Source organism: Paenibacillus sp. UMB4589-SE434 (genome assembly GCF_030226685.1).
Taxonomy (GTDB): Bacteria; Bacillota; Bacilli; order Paenibacillales; family Paenibacillaceae; genus Paenibacillus_B.
Window position 1 is genome coordinate 100,752 of record NZ_JASOYK010000009.1, and the last position, 21,240, is coordinate 121,991.

The window sequence follows — 21,240 nt, forward strand, 5'->3', positions numbered from 1 at the left end:
GTTGAGTATGGTTCATAAATTACCGAACGGTTTGAATAAATTTGATTCCAATGACTATGTTCGTAGGGAACATTTTAATGAGCAGTGGGAGACAATTGATAGTGCGATTGGTACCCTTCGTGCAGTGAACAATGATATTAGAAAAGAAGTAATGGATGTCATCAGACCAGAGCTTGAAGAGACTCCTGTGATAGCCATTGAATTAAAAGAGAAACTGCAAAAGGTTAGTGTTCCAAGAGATACTCCATTCAATGTAAAGGCAATTAATGGACGTACACTCATAAACTTATTGGGGTTTGACGGGGAGGGCATCTGTACAAACAGATGGACAGGAAACGGATTAACAACTGATGGAGAATCAATTAGCTCAGTGATCCCTCAGGGGGCAACCGTAACAGACGCATTTCACAGAGTACCGTATGATCCGACTCGGAACTATATAGTTATTGCAGAAGTGAAGTCGACTAGTACTGCCAGAATAAGATTAATTGAGGAAAACGGAAATGAAGTGTTCACGAGCGTCGTATCTTCTACATTTAAGCCGCATGTGATCATGGTGGATAAAGGTAAGCTGTCTGGTGCTAACCCCGTACATTTTTCAGTTGTGGTACAAGGAAAGAGCGGTGACGAAGTATTCATTAAAAAAGCTAGAGTATACGCGGTGGCAGATAATACTTATACTGCATTTAGATCTTTAGCTCTAGAGGAGATTGAAGAGCGGTTTCCTTTTGTGAATGGAATGACTAATATAAATAATCCGTATGCAAAGATTACGGGATCTAATTTGGTCCCAGCATTTACGCAATGGTTTCTAGATCCCATTACAATCTTACACGATTCCTATGTTATTCAAGCAACTACGAAGGCAGAATGGTCAAGGGTGGGTTATTACACGTTTCCCGTATTAGCCAATCAAACCTATACTTATTCTTGCACAGTTGGTGGATATATTTCTGCAAGTGTTACACCTTATATGACATTAGAATTTCTTGATCATTCAGGTACATCGCTTGGTTTTAACGATGTGAAGCCATCAGGTAATGGCGTAATAAGATCTTCTGTCAAAGCTCCAGTAGGGGCTGTCAGGGCATCGTTTATATTGGCTGCTGGTGGCATAGGGACTTACAGTTATTCAAATCCTATGCTTGCAGTTGATGCAGAAACTAATTCATTTACACCACACGGACAAAGTTTATGGGCAGCAGAATGTGAATTAGCTGCACATCCGATAGATGGAAGTAATGCAGATAAGTTATTTATTAGTGATGATGGGACACCTAAGCTGCTTGAGAAGTGGGAAAAAGTAACGCTTGATGGTTCGGAACCATGGCAATTTAGTAGTTTTGCAGCAGGTGTAAAACAGGTGCGAATTAAAAATTATGTTCCGATCCATTCTAGTACAGAATCAATCTACCATATGTTTGGTGTCAAGCACGATGGCAGCCAACTAAAACCAGATGGTCATGTCATAACCCCGGATACGTTTATCTTTCAACCAGAAACGGGACATTTATATGTAGGAATTAGTAACGTCAACAGCGGTTGGGGGGAAAGTTACACACCTTCAGTTGACGAAGTTAAAGCATATTTTATGGGCTGGCGTATGACAACACAAGAATCATGGAATAGTACTTTGGAACCTTTTAACGGAGAAGGAACAAAGGGATGGAGTGCTATTTATTGTGGAAAAGGAACACCTTTTATGTATGCCAATGGCACAGTAGTTAGTGGAAGTGGTGTAGGAACACTCCCTACATCAATTAATCCTTACAATTATAGGGGCTATAAACTTCAATATCTTAAACTTGTTCCAACCATTGAAGAGATTAAGAACTACGAAATAGGGGCGACTCTGTTCAAGGGTGCTAACATGGTAGAAGCAGGCTCTGGTTTAGTACTCTCGGAAAGAGTTTATTCCGTATTAACAACGGATACAGCCGCCGCGATTGGAGATATCAATTCACCTTTGAAACAGGATATCAAAAAAGCGTTGTATATCTCGGTTAATGGAAAGCAAGATCTCAACTGGTATACTTCTGCCATCAATCCTGCAGGTCAAGAAAAGTTTAGAACATTAATACAAGGTTATAATCCTAAAAAAACGTACTGGGCTACCTATGTGTCCTTGACACCTAGTGTAACTCCAATCATTGAAACAGCTTTATCAAGCAGTCTTCGAGGAACAGTGTCTAATCTAGTGCAACAAACGGGCGACATGGAACGGCGTTTAACTGTAATTGAAAACTATTCAAGTGTAACAGATACTCCGCAATGGGTTAAACCGACATTGTTAAATGGATGGACAGCATTCGAACACCTGCCAGTGGGATATAGAAAGATTCATGATGTTGTGAAGCTCAAAGGGCGCCTTGCCTCAGGGAGTGTGGGACTCAATATACCTGCGTTTGTATTACCTGAGGGATACCGCCCGAAGACTTCAACCTATCTCACAGTAAACGATTTTACTGTTTCGAGCAGATACATTTGTGTTCACCCAGATGGAACAGTAATCATTGAAATGGGTCCCTCAAACTCAATCTGTTTGGATGGGATTACATTTGACATTAGCTGAGGAGGAGTCCTAATGAAAGAAGCGATAAAAGTTAATATTGACGGATTCTACGTCGAACCAACGCTTGTTGCGGATTCCGTGACAGGCGTTTTTCCTGTCATGGGATCCGAAGCAGCGAGTTCTGAACAGCAGATGCTTACCGGTCATATCGTTGCTGTTGAAGTGCCAGCGGGATTATACAAACCACGTTGGGACTTTAAGCTTGCTGTATGGATGGAAGGTATGCAGCAGGAGGAAATTAATGCGCTGCAAAATAATGCAGCGACAATAACAGATACAGAGGTTATTGGACGAGAGCTGGTGCAATTAAAGCTGAAAGCCATACAGCAGCAAAACGAAATTCAAGCTCTTAAACAAGAACTGATACAGGTGAAGCACGGCTAATGGTTAGGGATGGAGGATTTACAAAAGAGTTACTACCTGTGCAGGGCTGTAGTTTTCAGTAATTTATAAACGGAGTTTGAACCCCTTTTGTAAAGGTACAAAAGGGGCTCGCAACATATTAACACATAACCATATGAAAGGAGCAAAACTCATGGAATTTTGGAAACATGCATACAACCTCAACTGGATCAGTGCGGAAATATTACGTCGGGTAGTGAAGACGGATATAAATCCGTCTGGTGAGATTACCCAGGAACAATATGCTGACATTACAGGCATTACATTTGAAGGGGTGTAGTTAGACTCACATGGATGGGGTGTTTACACAAAGAGGTACTGCAAGGCAAGCTTAATAACGAATCCGCCAAAACATAATTCTGCAGTAGCAAGACAGCTTGTCATACTCGAACATATGAGCTTGAGCATGGACAATGTCATTCTCAAGCTCATGTTCATTTAAGGAGGCATGAAATATGGAGCGCTTCGATATTCTGCTAAAATGGATCGTGGCGGCTGCATCCAGTGCGATAGCTTATTTGTTTGGCGAAACGTCTTCCGTCATTGGTGTATTGGCAGCGCTTGCATGTATAGATTATGTCTCAGGAGTAGGGGCCGCAGCATTTGCTGGGAAACTGGTGAGTCGAACTGGCTTGATAGGCATAGCAAGGAAAGCGTACATGTTTGCTATGGTATCCGTCGGCCATCTAGTAGATAGCATTCTGGGCGATGCCCATATGTTCAGGGATATGATTGCTTTTTTTTATATCGCTAACGAACTGCTGTCCATCGTTGAAAATGGGGGCAGCATGGGGGCACCCATTCCTCCGGCAATTAGACAGGCTATCGCCATTTTACAGGGAAAGGGTGACAATCCTCGTAACCTTCTACGTGATAAGCCACAAAGTAAAAGAAAAAATAAATAATATCCCAAACAATCCTCTTGAATAAGAACGTATGTTCCTATATAATAAGAACAGGGCCACTATCATGACTTACTTCTCCTCATTTTTTGCAGCCTCTCGGAAGAGAGGCTGACTGTTTCTTCTCATTAAGGAGAGGCGATAGGCATGACCTGATCTGCTCCAAGACCAGCTAATCAATGTTAGCAGCGGACATTACAGAAGAAGTGAACAAGGCGGTGTTTTGATGCTATGTGACGTATTTTTTGACCTTCCTGAGATGGACAAAGAAGCCACACGTAGAAATGTTGAAGCAGTATTTGAGAAGTATCGTATGTACAAGCAGATTGGCTATGAGGTGAGAGAGACCAGACTTACATCTTCATATACTGCTCGTGTTCACGGAGAGACGAACCGTATCTCCGATCAGACAGGAGATATTGCCGCGGATAACGTTGATATACCGGAGAAGATGCGTGCTTTTTGCGAGCGTGTCGAGAAGGCTGTATCACGGCTTCCGGACAAGGAACGCCAATTAATAACGGATCGATATTTGAAGGATGATGATGTATACGATTATCAGGTGTACAACTTCACATTTGATCCGCCGCTAACGGAATATAGTTATTACAAGTTAAAGTGGCGGGCTGTATCTAAGCTTGCGATTTCACTTAATGTGCAGGTATTTGCCGTTACATAATACGCTCTGACAACTTATAGAATAACGCGTCCGCACAGGCCGGCTCATATGAATCGTCCGGTCTTGTGCAGCTAGGCGTAATGATGGTGACATGCGACTACTCAGGAACTGAACTGAAGCAGCATAACTCTTTGAAATGGTATCCGTAGTTTTATTGAACACAGAAGTAATTTCCTCACATTTATCATCCGTGATGATTAAGTTATCTGCACAAAGTATAAATTCCCCTTTTTAGATGTAGACATTTATAAGGAAAAGGCGATACTAGGCATCGCCCAATGCACTCATAGGGTCAGGTGACATGTTGCGCAGCATCACAGTTCAGCCTCTTGGTTTTTTCATAATAGAAGTAAGTCCCCACCACTTACTAGATGATTACAATCTTTATCCCCAGCATTCTCCTATCCAATCCCTAACGTTTAAAAGGTTGCAATAATAAAAATAATCGTTTAAGTGCTGTGGTTATTTAAAAAAAAGTAAAAATATCTAGGTTATTCTCAAATTGTTCTATATCGCGTATTGTCAGAAGTTAATGTGATGTTTATGTAAGAGATAAAGACAAGATAGTCGACGGTGTTCTGAAATAGGCTGTTCCGTACAGCGACGGCAAAGTCCCGACTGCCTGTTTATGAAGTTCCAGTCTTATCGTAAGGCACAGAGAAAACGATAGAAAGGCTCATAAGTGAACATTATCAGCCTCTAAGTGCCTATTATGGATTCTCAACCTTGTTGTGTCGTATTTTTACCTGTGACATAATGATGTAACGTCTAGGTAGAAGCGGAAGGGTGATTCATAATGGAACGGCAAGGAACCTTGAAGACGGCGCTCGCTGGCATTCAATGGTTGTTTTTTATGTTTGCAAACACAATTGTAATTCCACTGACCATTGGCCATGCATTTGAACTCGGTGCGGCTGATGTAGCATTAATGATGCAGCGCTCCTTTATTTTAACAGGTGCTGCTTGTTTAATGCAGGTGCTGTGGGGACATAAATGGGTGCTAATGGAAGGACAGGCCGGTTTGTGGTGGGGAGTTATTATCAGTTTGTGCGCATCAGCACCCACGATGGGTATAACGCTGCCCGAGTTAGGGGCCAGCTTGGCTGTAGGGATCGTGCTGGCGGGTGTCACGATAATATTGCTTGGTCTATTTGGTGTTGCTGACAAATTAAGACCTTGGTTTAACCCGAATGTAATGTTTGTTATTTTGCTGCTTATTGGTTCACAGCTCATGATTATTTTCTCGAAAGGCATGCTCGGACTAAACGATAGTCCAGAGATCTCACCAAATATCGCACTGCTCAGTTTTGCGATTATCGTGTTTTTGCTGTTATTTAATTTATTCGGACCGAAAAAGCTGCGTAACTTCTCAGTCTTAATTGGGATTATTGTGGGCTGGATTGCCTATGCCTTACTATTTGATGCACGTGTGCAGCCGATGGAAGAGGGTGGCAGCCTATGGAAGCTGTTCACATGGGGAAGTCCGACGGAACATAGTCTTAACTTAGGTGTTATCGGCGTAGCTTATGTGACGGGTCTGCTGAATATGGCTAATTCAATGGCTACCTTAAAAGGAGCGGCCGTCATTTATCGTAAAGAAGCGACACCAAGACAATACAGCGGAGCTTTTGTTGTCACCGGGATTATGCATATGCTGGCAGGATTGTTCGGCGTTGTCCCGTACTCGACGTTTGCGTCTTCGATTGGATTTTTGCAAGCGTCGCGGATACTAAACCGACTTCCATATATCATCGGAGCTGTCATGATGATGGTGTTCGGCTTTGTACCGCAGTTGGCTGAGATGTTCTCAGCGTTACCGCTCACAGTTGGCAATGCGGTACTATTTGTTGCATATCTAAGCATGTTAGGTGCATCACTTAAACAGCTGGAGGGAATATCGTTTACGAGTCGATCAATTTACCGTGTAGCACTGCCACTCTTCATCGGATTGGCGTGGATGACGATGCCGAATACAGTATGGGTACAATTTCCTGCCTTGATCCGTCCTTTGATTTCCAACGGCTTGCTGCTGGGCATGATGATTACGTTGATATTTGATCGGATCGTGCCGTGGGATCGTATTGAGGAGCAGGATCGCGCAGACGGCAAGCAGTCTTCTCAAGCTGCCGCCTCTGCCGCTGAGAAACAGGTAAGTGCGTAGCAGACGGCATTTTCATGAAGCCGGGGTGAGCATGTTCCCACACGATTGCGTGGGGCGCTCTTCCTGGCTTTTTCTATCTCTATTCCGCTTGACTTGTAGAATCGAGCCTTGCTAATTTAAGTTCTACCATTTTAATTCGATGCCGGTCTTTCCGTTTGACCGTAAACTGCATACCTTCATATACATAGGATTGCCCTGATCGAAGTTCCGGATTCCGACTATATAGCCAGCCCCCGATCGTATCTGCATCCTCACTCTCCAGGTGCAAACCTGTTGTATGATTCACATGTGATAGTGGTGTTCGCCCTTCGATCAAGTAATGCCCTTCGTGCAGAGTAGCAATCTCTCGCACTTCTTCGTCATCAAATTCGTCTCGAATTTCTCCAACAATCTCCTCTAAGATGTCTTCAATGGTGATCAACCCTGCTGTGCCACCATATTCATCCAGTAAAATAGCCATATGAATATGCTCCTGCTGCATCCGACGAAGCACGATTTTAATTGGTATTGATTCCGGTAGACTGATAATGGGTCTTATTAACCGATGAAATGGATAATTCAGATCATGATCGGCTTCCAGAAACAATTGCTTCGTATTCACAAGACCTATGATATGGTCTTTGTTTTCATCTGCCACTGGGAAGCGGGTATACTGCTCGCGCTTGATGACACGGACATTTTCCTGCATGGATTTATTTTTATAAAGGCATACCATATCTGTGCGCGGAATCATAATCTCTTTAGCAGACAGATCATCAAAATTAAAAATGCGATTTACGTATCCAAATTCCGTCTTGGTGATGGTCCCGCGTTCCAGACTCTCAGAGAGAATGATGCGAATCTCCTCCTCTGAATGTGCAGCCTCATGTTCGTTGGTTGATTTATATCCGAATAGGCGCACGATTGCGTTAGCCGAGCTGTTCAGCATCCAAATAAACGGATACATCACACGGTAAAACCATATAATTGGTTTGGCAAATTTAAGTACAAGAATTTCCGCTTCATACAAAGCAATCGTTTTTGGCGCCAGTTCGCCTAATACGACCGATATGTAGGTGACGAGTGTAAATCCCGCCGCAAACGAGATGACCCGTGAAACGGGGGTTGGTATGGCCAAGGAATCAAACAACGGCTGGAGCAGTCGTACGAAAGTGGGCTCGCCAAGCCAGCCCAGGCCAAGTGAAGCAATAGTAATGCCAAGTTGACAGGCAGACAAATAGCTGTTCATCTGGGTAACGATCCTCTGAACTTCAATTGCGTTAGGCACCCCCTCCAGCACCAGCTGATCCACACGGGAAGAACGCATCTTGACGATCGAGAATTCTGTCGCCACAAAGAAGGAGGTAAGTGCGATCAGTGAAAATACGAGTAAGATGTTCCAAAGCAAGAACGTTCACCTCCAAACTTAGATAGATGCAGAAGCGAGTAGTGGATACTGCGAATCATGGTATCTGCGTAATTCCTGTTCTCTTAGAGTGCTCCATCGCGGGCTGCCATTATTCGTTATTCTGGACACAAAGGTTAACAAATGCGATTGCAACCGTTAGAATAGAAGGCGTATACCTACATATAGACTTAACCATATAGGAGGATGAGCCAAACATGCCGGCATGGTATGAACAAAGTTTCGGTGAGGACTATTTACTTGTGTACAAGCATCGAGACATGCAAGGGGCGGCAGAAGAGGTGCACCGTATGGTGAATTGGCTGCAGCTTCCACAAGGGGCGCATATTTTTGATCTGTGCTGCGGTATGGGCAGACATTCTGTAGCTCTGGCGGAAGCCGGATACCAGGTAACGGGAATGGATTTGTCTGAAGTACTGCTTAGGGAAGCGCGGCTTCATGATGGGAAAGGATCCGTTACGTTTGTACGAGGAGATATGAGACGCGTGCCTTTAGAAGGCCCGTTTGACGCTGTTGTGAACTTATTTACGTCGTTTGGCTACTTTGAAGAGGATGCAGACAATGCACAAGTAATCACTGAGATTGCGCGTGTATTGCGAACCGGGTGTCCTTTTATCATTGATTTTCTGAACGCAGCTTACGTGGAACAACACTTGGTGCGCCAATCAGAGCGCGTAGACGGGAACACACTTATTCAAGAGACCCGAATGATTGAAGATGGATGTGTGAAAAAGAATATTAAATTAACTACGATTACGCAGGATAAACAACAGTCCGTAGAGGAGACCACACGTCATTATAACGAGCGTGTGAAGCTGTACGGTTTGCTTGCATTCAGGCGTATGATTGCTGACGCAGGCCTGATGCTGGACCATGTGTATGGAGATTATGAAGGTTCAGAATACGATGCAGAGCGATCCACCCGTCTCATCCTAGTCGGACGCAAGCTATAAGGCATTCGTTATAAGTCAAACTAACACCTAGCTCAGACTGCAGATCCAGTAACGTTCACATGAGATGGAGGCATCTAAATGTCGGAGTCCAATCTTGTAGGGGAACTCGCAAAGCAAGATTATACAAGCCAGACGTGGGCAGAAGGCGAAAATTGGTCGATTACGGTCTGGAACGAGGATGGAGTCAACGACGCCAGCGCTATATATCAGATTCGTATTCCACTGCCGTTCTCGCTGCGCTGGGTAAACGCCTATGCCATCTATGATCAAGCAGAGGGCTGGACATTGGTGGACCCTGGTCTGCGTACAGCCGCAGCGGAGTTGGTCTGGGAGCAGATTATCGTACAAATGAATCTGAATCAAGGGGGAGTAGCGTGTATTGTGCTCACGCACTATCACCCGGATCATCTTGGCTTAGCAGGCTGGCTGCAGCAGCGATTTCAGGTTCCCGTATTGATGTCGGAGATCGGCTGGAAGCATGCCCAGATGTTATGGGGAGCAGGGCAGACAATGACTGCCGAGATGCAGCGGCTGCTTCAGCAGCACGGCGTATCACAACAAGTAAGCGAGCTTGTTGGCGAACACATGGACAGCTTTATCCCGCTCGTATCCCCACTTCCGCAGGTCACTTTGGTGGGGGATGGCGAGATTGTTCGATTTGGTGGTCGGGAGTGGCAGGTAATAGAGACGCATGGGCATGCACCGGGTCATCTCAGCTTCTATAACGAGCAGTGTCGGGTTTTACTTGCCGGAGATCACGTTCTACCCCAAATATCGCCTAACGTCAGCTACATGCCAGGAAGTGATCCTGAGCCCCTGCATCACTTCTTGCTAGGGTTAGAACGGCTGGCACAACTTGACGCTGTACTTGTATTGCCTGGTCATAGACATCCTTTTGTTTACTTTCACAGCCGAATTGAGGATCTTCTTGGTCACCACGAGCAGCGTCTAACAGAACTGCGAGCTATGCTTGTCACAGAACAGACTGCCCAAGAGCTTTGTTCCCAGCTTTTCGGGTCAATTGAACGGCTTACCATCCATCAGTTCCGTTTTGCTATGGGTGAGACGCTGGCTCACTTGACTGAGTTGCAGTGGCGCAAACAAGTGACTACTCGGCAAGTGGACAAGGTTACCGTGTGGAAAGCAACAGCCCCCGCATCCGATTAAGGATGCAGGGGCTGTTTGTTCATTACAAATGAAATTTATAAGGGAATATATAATGTCTGCTACAATTTAAACTTGTTAATCTCGTCCATCATATGTCGTGTCATCAGCGTAAGTCCTTCGGCTGTTCCAAGTACTTCCTCAGACGCGGCCGCCGTTTCCTCGGATGTTGCTGCAATTTCTTCTGAAGACGCGGATATTTCTTCCGCAATCGCAGAACTTGCTTCTACGCGGCTCAGGATATCGTCTTTTTCTTGATTAATGACGATGGCAGCCTGGTTCACCGCATCCAACTGCGGTGTGATATACTCCAGTGCCTCGATAATATGCTGGAACGATACGATGGCCGTGTCCACATCTTGGCGCTGCTCTGTTACAGCACTCTGCATCACTTGAGCAGTATTTAGCATCTCAGCTGCATCGTGGGATACACCGTGAATGAGCATAGCGATAGCACGTGCGGACTCACGAGATTGCTCCGACAGCTTGCGTACTTCATCTGCTACAACGGCAAAGCCTTTGCCTGCTTCCCCTGCGCGTGCGGATTCGATGGCAGCATTAAGTGCGAGCAAATTCGTCTGTTCTGCGATCTCATTCATCGTATCGGTAATGCGATGAATTCGCTTAAAGTTTTCGTTTGACACCACGATGTTCTGAATAAAGGCTTCGAATGCTCGCTGCATATCGTGCACGGAAGTTTCGAGTTTATTCATATTTGTACGGCTGCCATCGGCAAGTTGGTGTATTTGTTTGCCGCTCTGATCAATAACAGAGACGGAATTGGACATTTCATCCAGTCTTTGACCATAACTGGATAAGGTATCACTAATGCTGACCAGGTCTTCGGTCTGTGCGCCCACACCGCCTGCTACATCTTGAATAGAAGTAGAGACCGTATCGCATGCGACACACATTTCTTGGGCAGCTTGGCTTAGCTGAACAGAAGCATCATCGATCTCGCGAGATTGCTGCTGCACTGTCCCAATCAGCTGTCTTAAGGACTGCTGCATATTAACGAGCATGCCACCAAGGGCGCCAAGTTCATCGTTGCGTTTTAAGATAGCTTCATTAACTTGTGTATTCAGTCGTCCTTTGGAAATCGCATTAAAGTTACTGCTTATCATACGGAATGCCCCAGTTAATCGATTCGAGAATAACAGGACTAATGTTATGCCAAACGCGATAAAAATAATGGAACCAATGACCAAATCCCTTTGCATCTTCGTCACACCGCTTAGCAGCTCATCTTCGTGCATATAGATGCCGGCTGAACCGCCAGTCAGCGGAATAGGTGAGAATCCGACAAGCTTGGTCTCTCCTTCATATGTATACTTGCCATTACCTGTCTCACCTGCAATCATCCGCTTGGTAATCTCTGCGAGGCCTGCCTGCTTGGCGTCCTGTGCACCTGCTTGGATCAGATTTATACGGTTGTATACCATATTAATGTCTTCATGCGCTACAACGTTAGCATCTTTGTCGACAATAAATACTCGACCTGTCTCGCCAACTTTCATGTCATTGGCGATACGACTCAATCGATCCGCCTTATGCTCCATCCAGATTACGCCGTTAACAGCACCATCGTGATACAGCGGAACTGCAAATACGATAATAAGTGTCTTGTTGTCTACCTGAGAGATTAACACGTCAGAAGTTGCTGGGCTTCCGGTCTTAGCGGTCATAAAGTAATCACGCTGTGCGATGTTTGAGCCAACCTCTGTTCCAAACCTATTAAGACCACTTTGGTCAGCGATTCCCCAGCCATTAGCTTCTTCCAAATGAAAATGGTGCTCCAATTGTTTTAACAATGATTTGGACACACCTTGCTTAAACTCGTTAACCCCGTTCATGCCACTCATCGTAATGAGGAAGCTCAGCTTGTTATTTAATGCATCGTTGTAACGCATGGCCGATTGTTTGGCAAGCTGGGGAAGCATCGCTTCTGCTGACAACTCCAGCTCTTTCTTCGCTTCAAGGTAAGAGGTTGCTGTCAAACCGATACATAATACGATCAGCAGCCCTCCAAACGTAAATATAAGCTGTTTTTTCAAAGAATTTAGTCTAAACCACTTACTTAACTTATCCAATCTGTAAACTCCTTCCGAAAATGATGCTGCTTGTTTTGACTGTTTGCCTACAGCCCCGTCGTATTCATATCGTAATAATCCTGCTAATTATGAATGATATATTTATGACATAAATGGTTGTATTTTCATTTAAAAATATGTTCATAAGTATTAATAAAATAAAAAACGAACCTGATAATGCTTTTTGGGCATCAAACAGATTCGTTGTATGAAGGCTACAAAGGTTATAGGTGCTTAAGGCGATGCGCGATCTACTTCTCCGCTTCTGCTTGTTGAAGAGCGCGCATTTTCACCATATCTTCTTCTCGTTCGGCTTGCTTGCGGTGGGCAATTCGACTGCTTGCGGCTGCTGCGATTGCACCAACAATATCATCTAAGAAAGTATGTATTTCCCCGCTGCTCTTATCGTTTAAACGCTCAAGTATACCTGGCTTCATCTTGTCCACATAGCCAAAATTGGTAAAGCCAATACTCCCATATACGTTAACGATCGACAAGGCAACGATCTCATCAACGCCATACAATCCTTCATCATTTTCAACCATTTCCTGCAAGGCTGGAATCAGCTTGCCTTCCTCTGCCAGTACATCCAATTGAATGCCTGTCAGAATGGCATTTTGCACTTCGCGCTTCAACAACACTTGCTCCACGCTATATTTGCAATAATCGAGTGTTAGCTCCGGGAAATATTTGTGCTGCAAGAACAGAACCAATTCGGCAATCTGATCAGTTGTGACCCCACGTTTTTTCAGCCATGCACGCGTCTCGGCTTCCACTTTCTCGCTGTTCAGGGTGTAAGGCTTCTTTTCTATCGCTGCCTTGTCTTTGTCTAACAAATCGTTTGACAAGTTGTGCTTGTCCAGCTTCATCTGTTCACTCATACATTTCACCTCATTATTAGCATCCACATCTATCGCGCTGATTGGTGTACTTCTTTAGCATGCACGAGCGCAACAAAAATTGCAAATCTCGTCATGAATAAGCTTATCCCTTCGTATACATAGGACAAATGGGTGCGAAGACAAGCTTGGTTCGCTTGCGAACACGCATCACTACAGGTCAAGGAGGCATTAGTAACAGATGAATAATTCGAAACTGCTTACGCCACACACGAACACGTTCCGCCGCCGCTTAGGAGTGCTTGCGTGCACGCTTATATTATCCACGGGTCTAGCAGCATGCGGAGGTGAAGGTGCAATCGACGCCCCGCCCCCTGATGTAGAAACCCAGATGCTGCGTCAAGCGGAGGGACAGGCTGTCACGGATGTGAACAGTACAGGCCAACTGACAGACGATGCAGCTGCACAGGCAAATATGTTCGTATATTTAAAGGATCGTCATGGATATTTGGCACCGATCGCCTATCACTGGCAGGCTAAAGATGAGACTGCACTGGCTAAGACTGCGCTGGAAATGCTGATTGATGGCGGCGTATATGCCAACAAGCTGCCAGCAGGTTTTAAGACAACACTTCCTAAAGGCACACGAATTACTAATATGTCGTTAAAGCCAGAGCAGAAGCTGGCTGTTGTGGAGTTCTCGGATGAGTTCAAAAATTACGAGGCCGCTCAGGAACGTTCCATTTTGGAATCCATTACTTGGACTTTAACGTCCTTGCCTAATGTCAAGGAAGTGCAATTGTGGATGAATTCGAAGAAGCTGACAGAGATGCCTGTTGATCGTACTCCAGTAGATACGCACATCACACGCAGTTTAGGCATTAATCTGGAGAAGGGTGAAAGCGTCAATTACTTAAAATCGATGCCTGTTATGTTATATTTCACTTCACTCACAGAGGATGGAAAATCATACTACATTCCCGTAACACGTCTGATTGAACCGTCAGAGAACCCTGTAGAAGCTGCGCTTCAGCAGATTATTCAAGGACCACAAGACAAAAAGGCGATGTCTATGGTAGCTACTGAGGCGACAAAAATAAAAAATATCGAACATACCAAGGATACCGTGACGGTTGATCTGGTTGATTCCATGTTTGAGAAGGGCGATAAAGTTCCTGCCGATCTTCTAAAATCAGTAGTACTGTCATTAACAGAGCTGCCTAATGTGGGGAAAGTTCAAATTCGTATGAACGGTGCAGCGGATATTCAGGGAACGGACAACAAAGACTATTCGAAGCCAGTCACGAGGCCGATCGTAAATCCGATGTGGAAAGGCTGAGCTGGTTTGTTCACATAACCTCTATACGTTCGAAGATGATTTTCGCTTGGGACTTTGGTAGAATAGGGGATGTTACTTTTTAAACGGATTCAGGAGCATTTCTAGGAGGCACATACATGAGAAGCAACGGACGCAAGGCGGAAGATCTCCGTCCTATTACAATTCAGACCAATACGAACAAGTATGCGGAAGGCTCCGTATTAATTGAAGTGGGCGACACGAAAGTGTTGTGTACCGCTAGCGTGGAAGAACGAGTTCCTCCATTTATGAAAGGCCAAGGCAAAGGCTGGATTACAGCCGAGTACTCGATGCTGCCGCGTGCAACACAGACGCGCAATCAGCGTGAAGCAGCGCGTGGAAAGCTAACAGGACGCACGATGGAAATTCAACGACTAATCGGGCGTGCACTGCGCTCGGTTGTGGATCTGCACGCACTTGGAGAGCGTACAATCACGCTGGATTGTGATGTTCTGCAAGCAGATGGAGGCACGCGGACAACATCCATCACTGGGGCGTTCATTGCCATGGCCATGGCAATACATAAGATTAGCCAGCAGCATTCGCTGTCTAAATTTCCGATTAACGACTTCCTGGCTTCGGTCAGCGTAGGCGTTGTGCAGGGAGAACCTAAGTGTGATTTGAACTACGAAGAGGATTCGTCCGCTAAAGTAGATATGAACGTGGTAATGACCGGCAACGGGAAGTTTGTTGAAGTACAAGGCACAGGCGAAGAAAGCCCGTTCTCCCGCCAAGAGCTGAATCAATTGTTGGAGCTTGCGGAACACGGCATCATGAAGCTGATTGAATTGCAGCGTGAAGCACTTGGTGACATCGCAGGCAAGATTGATGCCCAAGCTAACGCAAGCAAGGAGGCGTAACATCAGAGATGCCTATCGTGGGAGATACGATTATTGTGGCAACACGCAATGCAGGTAAAGTCCGTGAGTTTACGCACGCTTTTTCTTCGTTGGGACTAACTGTTAAGAGCTTGTCTGACTATCCTAATATCCCCGATGTGGAAGAGGATGGCGAGACGTTCTTGGAGAATGCGCTGAAAAAAGCAAAAACGGTTGCTGAGAAGCTGAACATTCCCGTATTGGCGGATGACTCTGGGTTATGCGTTGGACGGTTGAATGGAGAGCCGGGTGTCTATTCCGCCCGTTATGCAGGGGAACACGGGAACGATGACGCCAACAATGCCAAGCTGCTTGCTGCTTTACAAGCACTGCCGGACTGTGATACAACGAAGATCAGCCAATCGGAGCGGGTACACGAGAAGTGGCTTAGCCCCGCGCAGTTCGTCTGTGCGCTTGTGCTGTACGATCCGGCGAAGAAGCAGGCTTATGAAGCTGTTGGAACGTCAGATGGTTACATTACGGACCATCCGCGTGGATCGAATGGCTTTGGCTATGATCCGCTGTTCTATATTCCGTCTTATGATCGGACGATGGCCGAATTAACGACGGAAGAGAAGCAGCGCATCAGTCATCGCGGTGAAGCTTTGAGGCTATTGCGACAACGGCTGTCGATCATTTAAGCTTCATAATATATTCCAAAATAGTGCTGGACAATCGAACAGGGTTCAGTTATCGTAGAAGAAAGTAGGCACCTTTGCAATGGTATGTGAAGGTGCCTTTTCTCATATGTATCCTACAGTAACCAGATCGGCTAAATATGGATTGGAGGCTTAGAACGATGAGTGAGAGTCAGAATCAGCAGTATGGCATTGAGACATTGGCCGTTCATGCAGGCCAAGAAGTGGATCCGACAACGCTGTCGCGTGCGGTTCCTTTGTACCAGACCACCTCGTATACATTCCGCGATGCGGACCACGCAGCGAATTTGTTTGCGCTTAAGGAATTCGGCAATATTTATACACGTCTGATGAACCCAACGACAGATGTGTTTGAGAAGCGGGTAGCAGCACTTGAAGGCGGTGCAGCCGGGCTGGCTACAGCATCTGGTCAAGCAGCCATCACATACGCGATTCTGAACATTGCTGGTGCCGGTGATGAAATCGTCTCTGCCTCCACATTGTACGGTGGTACGTATAACTTGTTCTCTACGACGCTTGCGAAGCTGGGCATCAAGGTGCACTTTGTAGACCCGTCTGATCCGGAGAACTTCCGCAAAGCCATCACTCCGCAGACAAAAGCATTGTATGCCGAGACAGTAGGCAATCCAAAGGGTGATGTACTCGATATTGAGGCCGTTGCCAGTATTGCGCATGAGAATGGCCTGCCGCTGATTGTAGACAACACGTTCCCAAGTCCGTTCCTGCTTCGTCCACTTGAGCATGGTGCAGATATTGTTGTTCATTCGGCAACTAAATTTATTGGTGGCCATGGTACGTCCATCGGCGGTATTATCGTTGACGGCGGTAAGTTTGACTGGAGTGCCAGTGACAAGTTCCCTGGTTTGACAGAACCTGATCCAAGCTATCATGGCGTTGTCTATACAGAAGCCGTAGGCCCGATTGCTTACATTATTAAGGCACGCGTGCAGTTGCTTCGAGATATGGGAGCGACGTTATCGCCATTTAATGCCTTTATGCTTCTTCAAGGGTTGGAGACGCTGCATTTACGGATGGAGCGGCACAGTCAGAATGCTTTGCAAGTAGCCGAGTTTCTGGAGCAGCATGAAGCGGTTGCTTCGGTCAGCTACTCCGGTCTTCCAAGCCATGGCTCCTATGAGCTGGCACAGAAGTATTTGCCGAAAGGTCAAGGGGCTATTCTGTCCTTCGAGATTAAGGGTGGTGTAGAAGCGGGCCGTAAAGTAATTGAGAACGTCAAGCTGTTCTCCCACTTGGCAAATGTTGGAGATTCGAAGTCGCTTATTATTCACCCGGCAAGTACGACGCATCAACAGCTGGATGAATTAGAGCAAGTATCCGCAGGTGTCTTGCCTGGGTTAATTCGTTTGTCCATCGGGACAGAATCGATTCAAGACATTTTACATGATCTGGATCAAGCGATTCGTGCCAGCCAAGCTTAATGGATTGAAAGCCAGCTTTGCGTCAGTGTAATTTTGTGTTACTTGCTGACAGAGCCGACTGAATCAGGCTGGACCATATTCGGGCAAATTTTAACTTAGCGTGAATCAGAGCACAATTGGATGTGTGAACGGTCTCTTAATTGGGGTCGTGTGACGAACTGCACTAATTTACTCCGTCATTTCTTTAACAATTATGTAACAGAGGTATTAAATATAATAGCTGCACATTTGGTGAGGAAAGGATACGCAGGCGTGTAAAGCTGCGTATCCTTTTTAATTTATAGATGTATGGTTATTGTAAAAAGATTAATCCCCCACAAAAATATCCGATTTTGATAACAAGTTTGGCATGTTAACTGAAATGAAATGGGGCTTGAATTGAAGTGGAAGGATACCTATTTGAATGAAGGAACTAACAATCTGTGTACGATATGAAAATGCGTACGAAATGAGAGGATGGAAATCAAAAATGTCCACACAAAGGTGGACACAAAGGCAGTATTTATTAAGTGTGAAGCATTACGTATGTGTCTATTATGGTGCATGCATGCTAACTTGACCCTGTATATAGGATGTGTTAAAAGTGTCCACTATTTAAAACATTTATTTAATTTGATTGTAATAAGGACATTTTAAGTGAAACATTGGTTTAAGAACAAGAGGATGTGGCAAAATAAAGCCTAAAATGCCGTTATCCTGCTTGGAAGTGTAGAAATGTTAGTGATTTAAATGAATTCATGCATAAGAAATTAGAGTAATATTTCGATTTACAAGGTAACCTTCACGTTATAATGACGGAGCCAGTAATCCACCTGAAGCAAATATGCAAACAATTGGGGTCCCGACATCAACTGACCAAACCAGGGTAAGTTAGAGCTCGCTTCATCAGACGCGGCAATTTCACGGATTCGTGACTCATCTATAAATTGATGAAGGGGAGAAGCAGCGTCGTCAAGCCGTTCCAACGCCAGTTTGCGTACCGTATTCAGATAGCTCGGATTATGTGTTTTCGGATATGGACTTTTTTTGCGATACAGCACATCATCCGGCAAAATACCTTCCAGCGCTTTACGCAGCAGTCCTTTTTCCCGATTACCGTAAGTTTTAATCTCCCAAGGAATATTAAATACATACTGCACGAGTCGATGATCCGTATAGGGAACACGGACTTCTAATCCGACCCCCATACTCATACGATCTTTGCGATCCAGTAAAGTTGGCATGAAACGTGTAATATTTAAATACGACATCCGCCGCATCTTACGGGCTGTCTCGTCTTCGCCAGTCAGCAGCGGTACCTCCTGTATTGCATCAGCGTATCGATCAGCGACATATTGATCGGCTTTAATCAGCTCCGCTATTTCAGGCTTCAGCAAGCTTTTACGCAGCGGAGCGGCAAGCGCCCATGGGAATGTATTTGCGTTTAAGGCTTCTGCGCGATGGAACCAAGGGTACCCGCCGAATACTTCGTCAGCAGCTTCGCCGGAGAGCGCCACCGTGGCGCCTTTTTTGATTTCACGGCAAAATAAATAGAGTGATCCATCAATGTCCGTCATACCTGGAAGATCACGAACAAGCACAGCTTTCTCCAACGAGTTGACAAGCTCTGGGGTATCAAATTGAACGTAATGATGATTGGTACCCAGTTCTTCCACCATGCGGTGTATCCATGGTGCATCAGCATTTGGCTGAAAGCTGTGCGCCTTGAAATGTTTGTCGTTGTCGACATAATCGACCGAATACGTATCGACTTGACCAAGGCCAAGACGGTTATAATATTGAACAGTAAGAGCCGTTAGTGCGCTGGAATCCAGTCCGCCCGAAAGCAGTGTGCCGACGGGAACGTCAGATACGAGCTGGCGTTCAACTGTATCAATCAGCAGTTCCCGTACTTCCGCAGCGGTCGCTTCGGCATCCAACTCGTGCGGTTCACTTTGCAATTTCCAATAAGCCGTTGTACGCAAGCCATTCCGATCGTAAGTTAAGTTATGGCCTGGGCGCAGCTCTGACATTGTGCTGTATACACCATGCCCGGGTGTACGTGCAGGGCCTACGAGGAAGATTTCGGCGATGCCTTCGGCGCCAATGGCCGGTTCAATCGAAGGGTGCTGGAGCAGTGACTTCGGCTCAGAGCCAAAAGCAAACCAGCCTTCTCCACGGCTGTAGAATAGTGGCTTAACGCCTAGCCGATCGCGGGCGACAAACAGCTTCTGTTCCTGTTCGTGCCAGATCGCAAATGCAAATATGCCGTTGAATTTCTCTACGCACTGCTCCCTCCATTCGATATAGGAGACGAGCAGCACTTCCGTATCACAATTCGTCTGAAACGAATAACCGCGGCTTTCTAATTCTCGCCGCAGCTCCCAAGCATTGTATAGTTCGCCATTGTAAACGACAGCGTACGTTCCGCTTTCATGGTTGCGAATCATCGGCTGCATGCCATTAACAGGGTCAATGACAGATAGACGTCGATGACCAAGCGCGCATGATTCCGTGACCCATGTTCCTTTGGCGTCTGGACCGCGTGCGTCCAACGTAGCGGTCATTTGCTCTATGACAGCGGTATGTCCCGTCAGTTCCCGCTTCCAATCAATCCAACCTGTTATTCCACACATGTATCGTCCATCCTCTCCGATCCGTTACTTCCAGAAGACCGATGAACCGGGATGCCGGTAGATCGAGATAATAACATGGGTATGCAGGAAACGGCATAAGATGTATGTCCATCAGGAGAAGCTAATAAAAAAGGAGGGGGTGCCATGGCCAGACAATCGTATTATGTATCGATTCAACACAGAACGATTCAAGCGGAGCCAGTTGAAACATCTCATTGGGAGATCTTAGCGACCACAGAAGAAGTGGAGCACATGTCTTATTTATTAGGAGAGATCGGTGATGCGGAGACAGATGTATTACGTGACGGATTTATGCTGGTTACATCACAGTCCAACGAGGCGCTTAATGCCAGATATCAGGTCAATCTGAATGCCGTGTATACAGAAATATACAGGTTGGGCACAGAACATACCAAGGCAGAAATTAAACGGATGTGGAAATAAGTTTCTGCTCATGCGGTATGCGATCAAAATGACAGGTCAGGAGGCAATGAATTCATGATGGATATCCAGCAAGCGTCTTTCCGTAGAACGGTCGATCATAATGGCAGAATGCTGGCAGAAGTTGAAGTGGTCCCCTTTGAGCAAAATATCGGGAATGTGACTGTCTACGTGGCCGCGATTCCGAATGGCGGCTTTGAGATCGTGCAGGCGTTACCAAGTCAATCTAACACGGTAACTTCTTATGAAGCAGACGCCGGCATGGCACAGGTCATGTCAACTGCAGACAGCAGCATGTTCGTGAGTCAAGACTTTGGTCTAGACTGGAATGCCAAATCTCAATTTCTTGACAACTTATTATCGTGTGATGAGGTCCGTTGTGATCTAGAGAAGCATTTAGGATCTTAAACGAAGCAGTTGTCCATTGTAATGAACACTTGAAGCGGGCAACAATCAGTCATCGGACGATATATCTGCACGCAGCAAGGAATACACCGCGTTTATCATCACTTAAGGAGGAATCACAATGACGGAACAATTTAAAGACAATAAAGGTAATAAGTACAGCCACCAACAGAAGCATGCCAATGAGGTTGTTGCCAAAAATGCAAAACATTCCGCAGGCAAAAACCCATGGGCGACCCGAAACAAGTAGATGAGGATGAAGAGCGCGGCCTCAGGTCG

General features: G+C 45.6%; 19 protein-coding genes. 15 read left to right on the forward strand and 4 right to left on the reverse strand.

Translation table 11 applies throughout. The features are described 5' to 3' along the window. Positions 1–7 precede the first annotated feature (7 nt). The 6 genes from QP775_RS22865 (at position 8) to QP775_RS22890 (ending at position 6,716) form a co-directional block, all read left to right on the forward strand. The gene (locus tag QP775_RS22865; RefSeq protein ID WP_285109087.1) at positions 8–2,572 is read left to right on the forward strand and encodes a hypothetical protein; all 2,565 of its coding nucleotides are present in this window, start codon (positions 8–10) and stop codon (positions 2,570–2,572) included. 12 nt (positions 2,573–2,584) lie between these two features. Next, entirely contained in the window at positions 2,585–2,956 is a 372-nt protein-coding gene (locus QP775_RS22870) for a hypothetical protein (RefSeq protein ID WP_285109088.1), read from the forward strand. 151 nt (positions 2,957–3,107) lie between these two features. Beyond that, complete coding sequence (locus QP775_RS22875) at positions 3,108–3,254, forward strand: XkdX family protein (protein ID WP_239332597.1); 147 nt, start codon at positions 3,108–3,110, stop codon at positions 3,252–3,254. Positions 3,255–3,429: 175 nt separating this feature from the next. Beyond that, entirely contained in the window at positions 3,430–3,879 is a 450-nt protein-coding gene (locus QP775_RS22880) for a phage holin family protein (RefSeq protein WP_239332599.1), read from the forward strand. A gap of 223 nt (positions 3,880–4,102) precedes the next feature. After that, entirely contained in the window at positions 4,103–4,555 is a 453-nt protein-coding gene (locus tag QP775_RS22885; protein WP_285109089.1) for an ArpU family phage packaging/lysis transcriptional regulator, read from the forward strand. Positions 4,556–5,351: 796 nt separating this feature from the next. Next, on the forward strand, positions 5,352–6,716 hold the full coding sequence (locus QP775_RS22890; protein WP_285109090.1) for a uracil/xanthine transporter: 1,365 nt from the start codon (positions 5,352–5,354) through the stop codon (positions 6,714–6,716). Positions 6,717–6,795: 79 nt separating this feature from the next. Here QP775_RS22890 and QP775_RS22895 read toward each other — a convergent pair whose 3' ends face one another. Then, on the reverse strand, positions 6,796–8,103 hold the full coding sequence (locus tag QP775_RS22895; RefSeq protein WP_285109091.1) for a hemolysin family protein: 1,308 nt from the start codon (positions 8,101–8,103) through the stop codon (positions 6,796–6,798). A 215-nt stretch (positions 8,104–8,318) separates the two neighbouring features. On the opposite strand from QP775_RS22895, the gene QP775_RS22900 reads away from it, so the two are divergent. Further along, positions 8,319–9,074 (forward strand): class I SAM-dependent methyltransferase, encoded by a 756-nt coding sequence (locus QP775_RS22900; protein WP_285109092.1) that lies wholly within the window; start codon positions 8,319–8,321, stop codon positions 9,072–9,074. Positions 9,075–9,152: 78 nt separating this feature from the next. Further along, positions 9,153–10,241, forward strand: a complete 1,089-nt coding sequence (locus tag QP775_RS22905; RefSeq protein WP_285109093.1) for an MBL fold metallo-hydrolase — start codon at positions 9,153–9,155, stop codon at positions 10,239–10,241. 59 nt (positions 10,242–10,300) lie between these two features. Here the strand turns inward: QP775_RS22905 and QP775_RS22910 are convergent, their stop codons facing one another. Then, positions 10,301–12,328, reverse strand: a complete 2,028-nt coding sequence (locus tag QP775_RS22910) for a methyl-accepting chemotaxis protein (protein ID WP_285109094.1) — start codon at positions 12,326–12,328, stop codon at positions 10,301–10,303. A gap of 251 nt (positions 12,329–12,579) precedes the next feature. Further along, positions 12,580–13,197, reverse strand: a complete 618-nt coding sequence (locus QP775_RS22915) for a phosphatidylglycerophosphatase A family protein (RefSeq protein WP_343224482.1) — start codon at positions 13,195–13,197, stop codon at positions 12,580–12,582. Positions 13,198–13,408: 211 nt separating this feature from the next. Here QP775_RS22915 and QP775_RS22920 point away from each other — a divergent pair, with 211 nt between their 5' ends. From QP775_RS22920 to QP775_RS22935, 4 genes are all read left to right on the forward strand, one after another. Next, complete coding sequence (locus QP775_RS22920; protein ID WP_285109095.1) at positions 13,409–14,506, forward strand: GerMN domain-containing protein; 1,098 nt, start codon at positions 13,409–13,411, stop codon at positions 14,504–14,506. Between the two features lie 116 nt (positions 14,507–14,622). Then, positions 14,623–15,384 carry a ribonuclease PH gene (gene rph / locus QP775_RS22925; RefSeq protein WP_285109096.1) on the forward strand — a complete coding sequence of 254 codons (762 nt, stop codon included), beginning with the start codon at positions 14,623–14,625 and terminating at the stop codon, positions 15,382–15,384. A gap of 8 nt (positions 15,385–15,392) precedes the next feature. Continuing rightward, complete coding sequence (locus tag QP775_RS22930) at positions 15,393–16,043, forward strand: XTP/dITP diphosphatase (RefSeq protein WP_285109097.1); 651 nt, start codon at positions 15,393–15,395, stop codon at positions 16,041–16,043. A gap of 158 nt (positions 16,044–16,201) precedes the next feature. Then, positions 16,202–17,500, forward strand: a complete 1,299-nt coding sequence (locus QP775_RS22935) for a homocysteine synthase (RefSeq protein ID WP_239332621.1) — start codon at positions 16,202–16,204, stop codon at positions 17,498–17,500. 767 nt (positions 17,501–18,267) lie between these two features. On the opposite strand, the gene asnB is transcribed toward QP775_RS22935, so the two are convergent. Further along, on the reverse strand, positions 18,268–20,115 hold the full coding sequence (gene asnB / locus QP775_RS22940; RefSeq protein ID WP_285109098.1) for an asparagine synthase (glutamine-hydrolyzing): 1,848 nt from the start codon (positions 20,113–20,115) through the stop codon (positions 18,268–18,270). 144 nt (positions 20,116–20,259) lie between these two features. Here asnB and QP775_RS22945 point away from each other — a divergent pair, with 144 nt between their 5' ends. From QP775_RS22945 to QP775_RS22955, 3 genes are all read left to right on the forward strand, one after another. Further along, positions 20,260–20,559, forward strand: coding sequence for a hypothetical protein (locus tag QP775_RS22945; protein WP_239332625.1), 300 nt, complete (start codon positions 20,260–20,262; stop codon positions 20,557–20,559). Between the two features lie 54 nt (positions 20,560–20,613). Then, positions 20,614–20,964 carry a hypothetical protein gene (locus QP775_RS22950; protein WP_239332627.1) on the forward strand — a complete coding sequence of 117 codons (351 nt, stop codon included), beginning with the start codon at positions 20,614–20,616 and terminating at the stop codon, positions 20,962–20,964. A gap of 118 nt (positions 20,965–21,082) precedes the next feature. Next, positions 21,083–21,211, forward strand: coding sequence for a hypothetical protein (locus QP775_RS22955; RefSeq protein ID WP_275444781.1), 129 nt, complete (start codon positions 21,083–21,085; stop codon positions 21,209–21,211). Positions 21,212–21,240: the final 29 nt, after the last annotated feature.

Coding starts and splice junctions, on each gene's coding strand:
- QP775_RS22865 (WP_285109087.1), top strand. CDS start 8: ATGGTTCATAAATTACCGAACGGTTTGAATAAATTTGATTCCAATGAC.
- QP775_RS22870 (WP_285109088.1), top strand. CDS start 2,585: ATGAAAGAAGCGATAAAAGTTAATATTGACGGATTCTACGTCGAACCA.
- QP775_RS22875 (WP_239332597.1), top strand. CDS start 3,108: ATGGAATTTTGGAAACATGCATACAACCTCAACTGGATCAGTGCGGAA.
- QP775_RS22880 (WP_239332599.1), top strand. CDS start 3,430: ATGGAGCGCTTCGATATTCTGCTAAAATGGATCGTGGCGGCTGCATCC.
- QP775_RS22885 (WP_285109089.1), top strand. CDS start 4,103: ATGCTATGTGACGTATTTTTTGACCTTCCTGAGATGGACAAAGAAGCC.
- QP775_RS22890 (WP_285109090.1), top strand. CDS start 5,352: ATGGAACGGCAAGGAACCTTGAAGACGGCGCTCGCTGGCATTCAATGG.
- QP775_RS22900 (WP_285109092.1), top strand. CDS start 8,319: ATGCCGGCATGGTATGAACAAAGTTTCGGTGAGGACTATTTACTTGTG.
- QP775_RS22905 (WP_285109093.1), top strand. CDS start 9,153: ATGTCGGAGTCCAATCTTGTAGGGGAACTCGCAAAGCAAGATTATACA.
- QP775_RS22915 (WP_343224482.1), bottom strand. CDS start 13,197: ATGAAGCTGGACAAGCACAACTTGTCAAACGATTTGTTAGACAAAGAC.
- QP775_RS22920 (WP_285109095.1), top strand. CDS start 13,409: ATGAATAATTCGAAACTGCTTACGCCACACACGAACACGTTCCGCCGC.
- rph (WP_285109096.1), top strand. CDS start 14,623: ATGAGAAGCAACGGACGCAAGGCGGAAGATCTCCGTCCTATTACAATT.
- QP775_RS22930 (WP_285109097.1), top strand. CDS start 15,393: ATGCCTATCGTGGGAGATACGATTATTGTGGCAACACGCAATGCAGGT.
- QP775_RS22935 (WP_239332621.1), top strand. CDS start 16,202: ATGAGTGAGAGTCAGAATCAGCAGTATGGCATTGAGACATTGGCCGTT.
- asnB (WP_285109098.1), bottom strand. CDS start 20,115: ATGTGTGGAATAACAGGTTGGATTGATTGGAAGCGGGAACTGACGGGA.
- QP775_RS22945 (WP_239332625.1), top strand. CDS start 20,260: ATGGCCAGACAATCGTATTATGTATCGATTCAACACAGAACGATTCAA.
- QP775_RS22950 (WP_239332627.1), top strand. CDS start 20,614: ATGATGGATATCCAGCAAGCGTCTTTCCGTAGAACGGTCGATCATAAT.
- QP775_RS22955 (WP_275444781.1), top strand. CDS start 21,083: ATGACGGAACAATTTAAAGACAATAAAGGTAATAAGTACAGCCACCAA.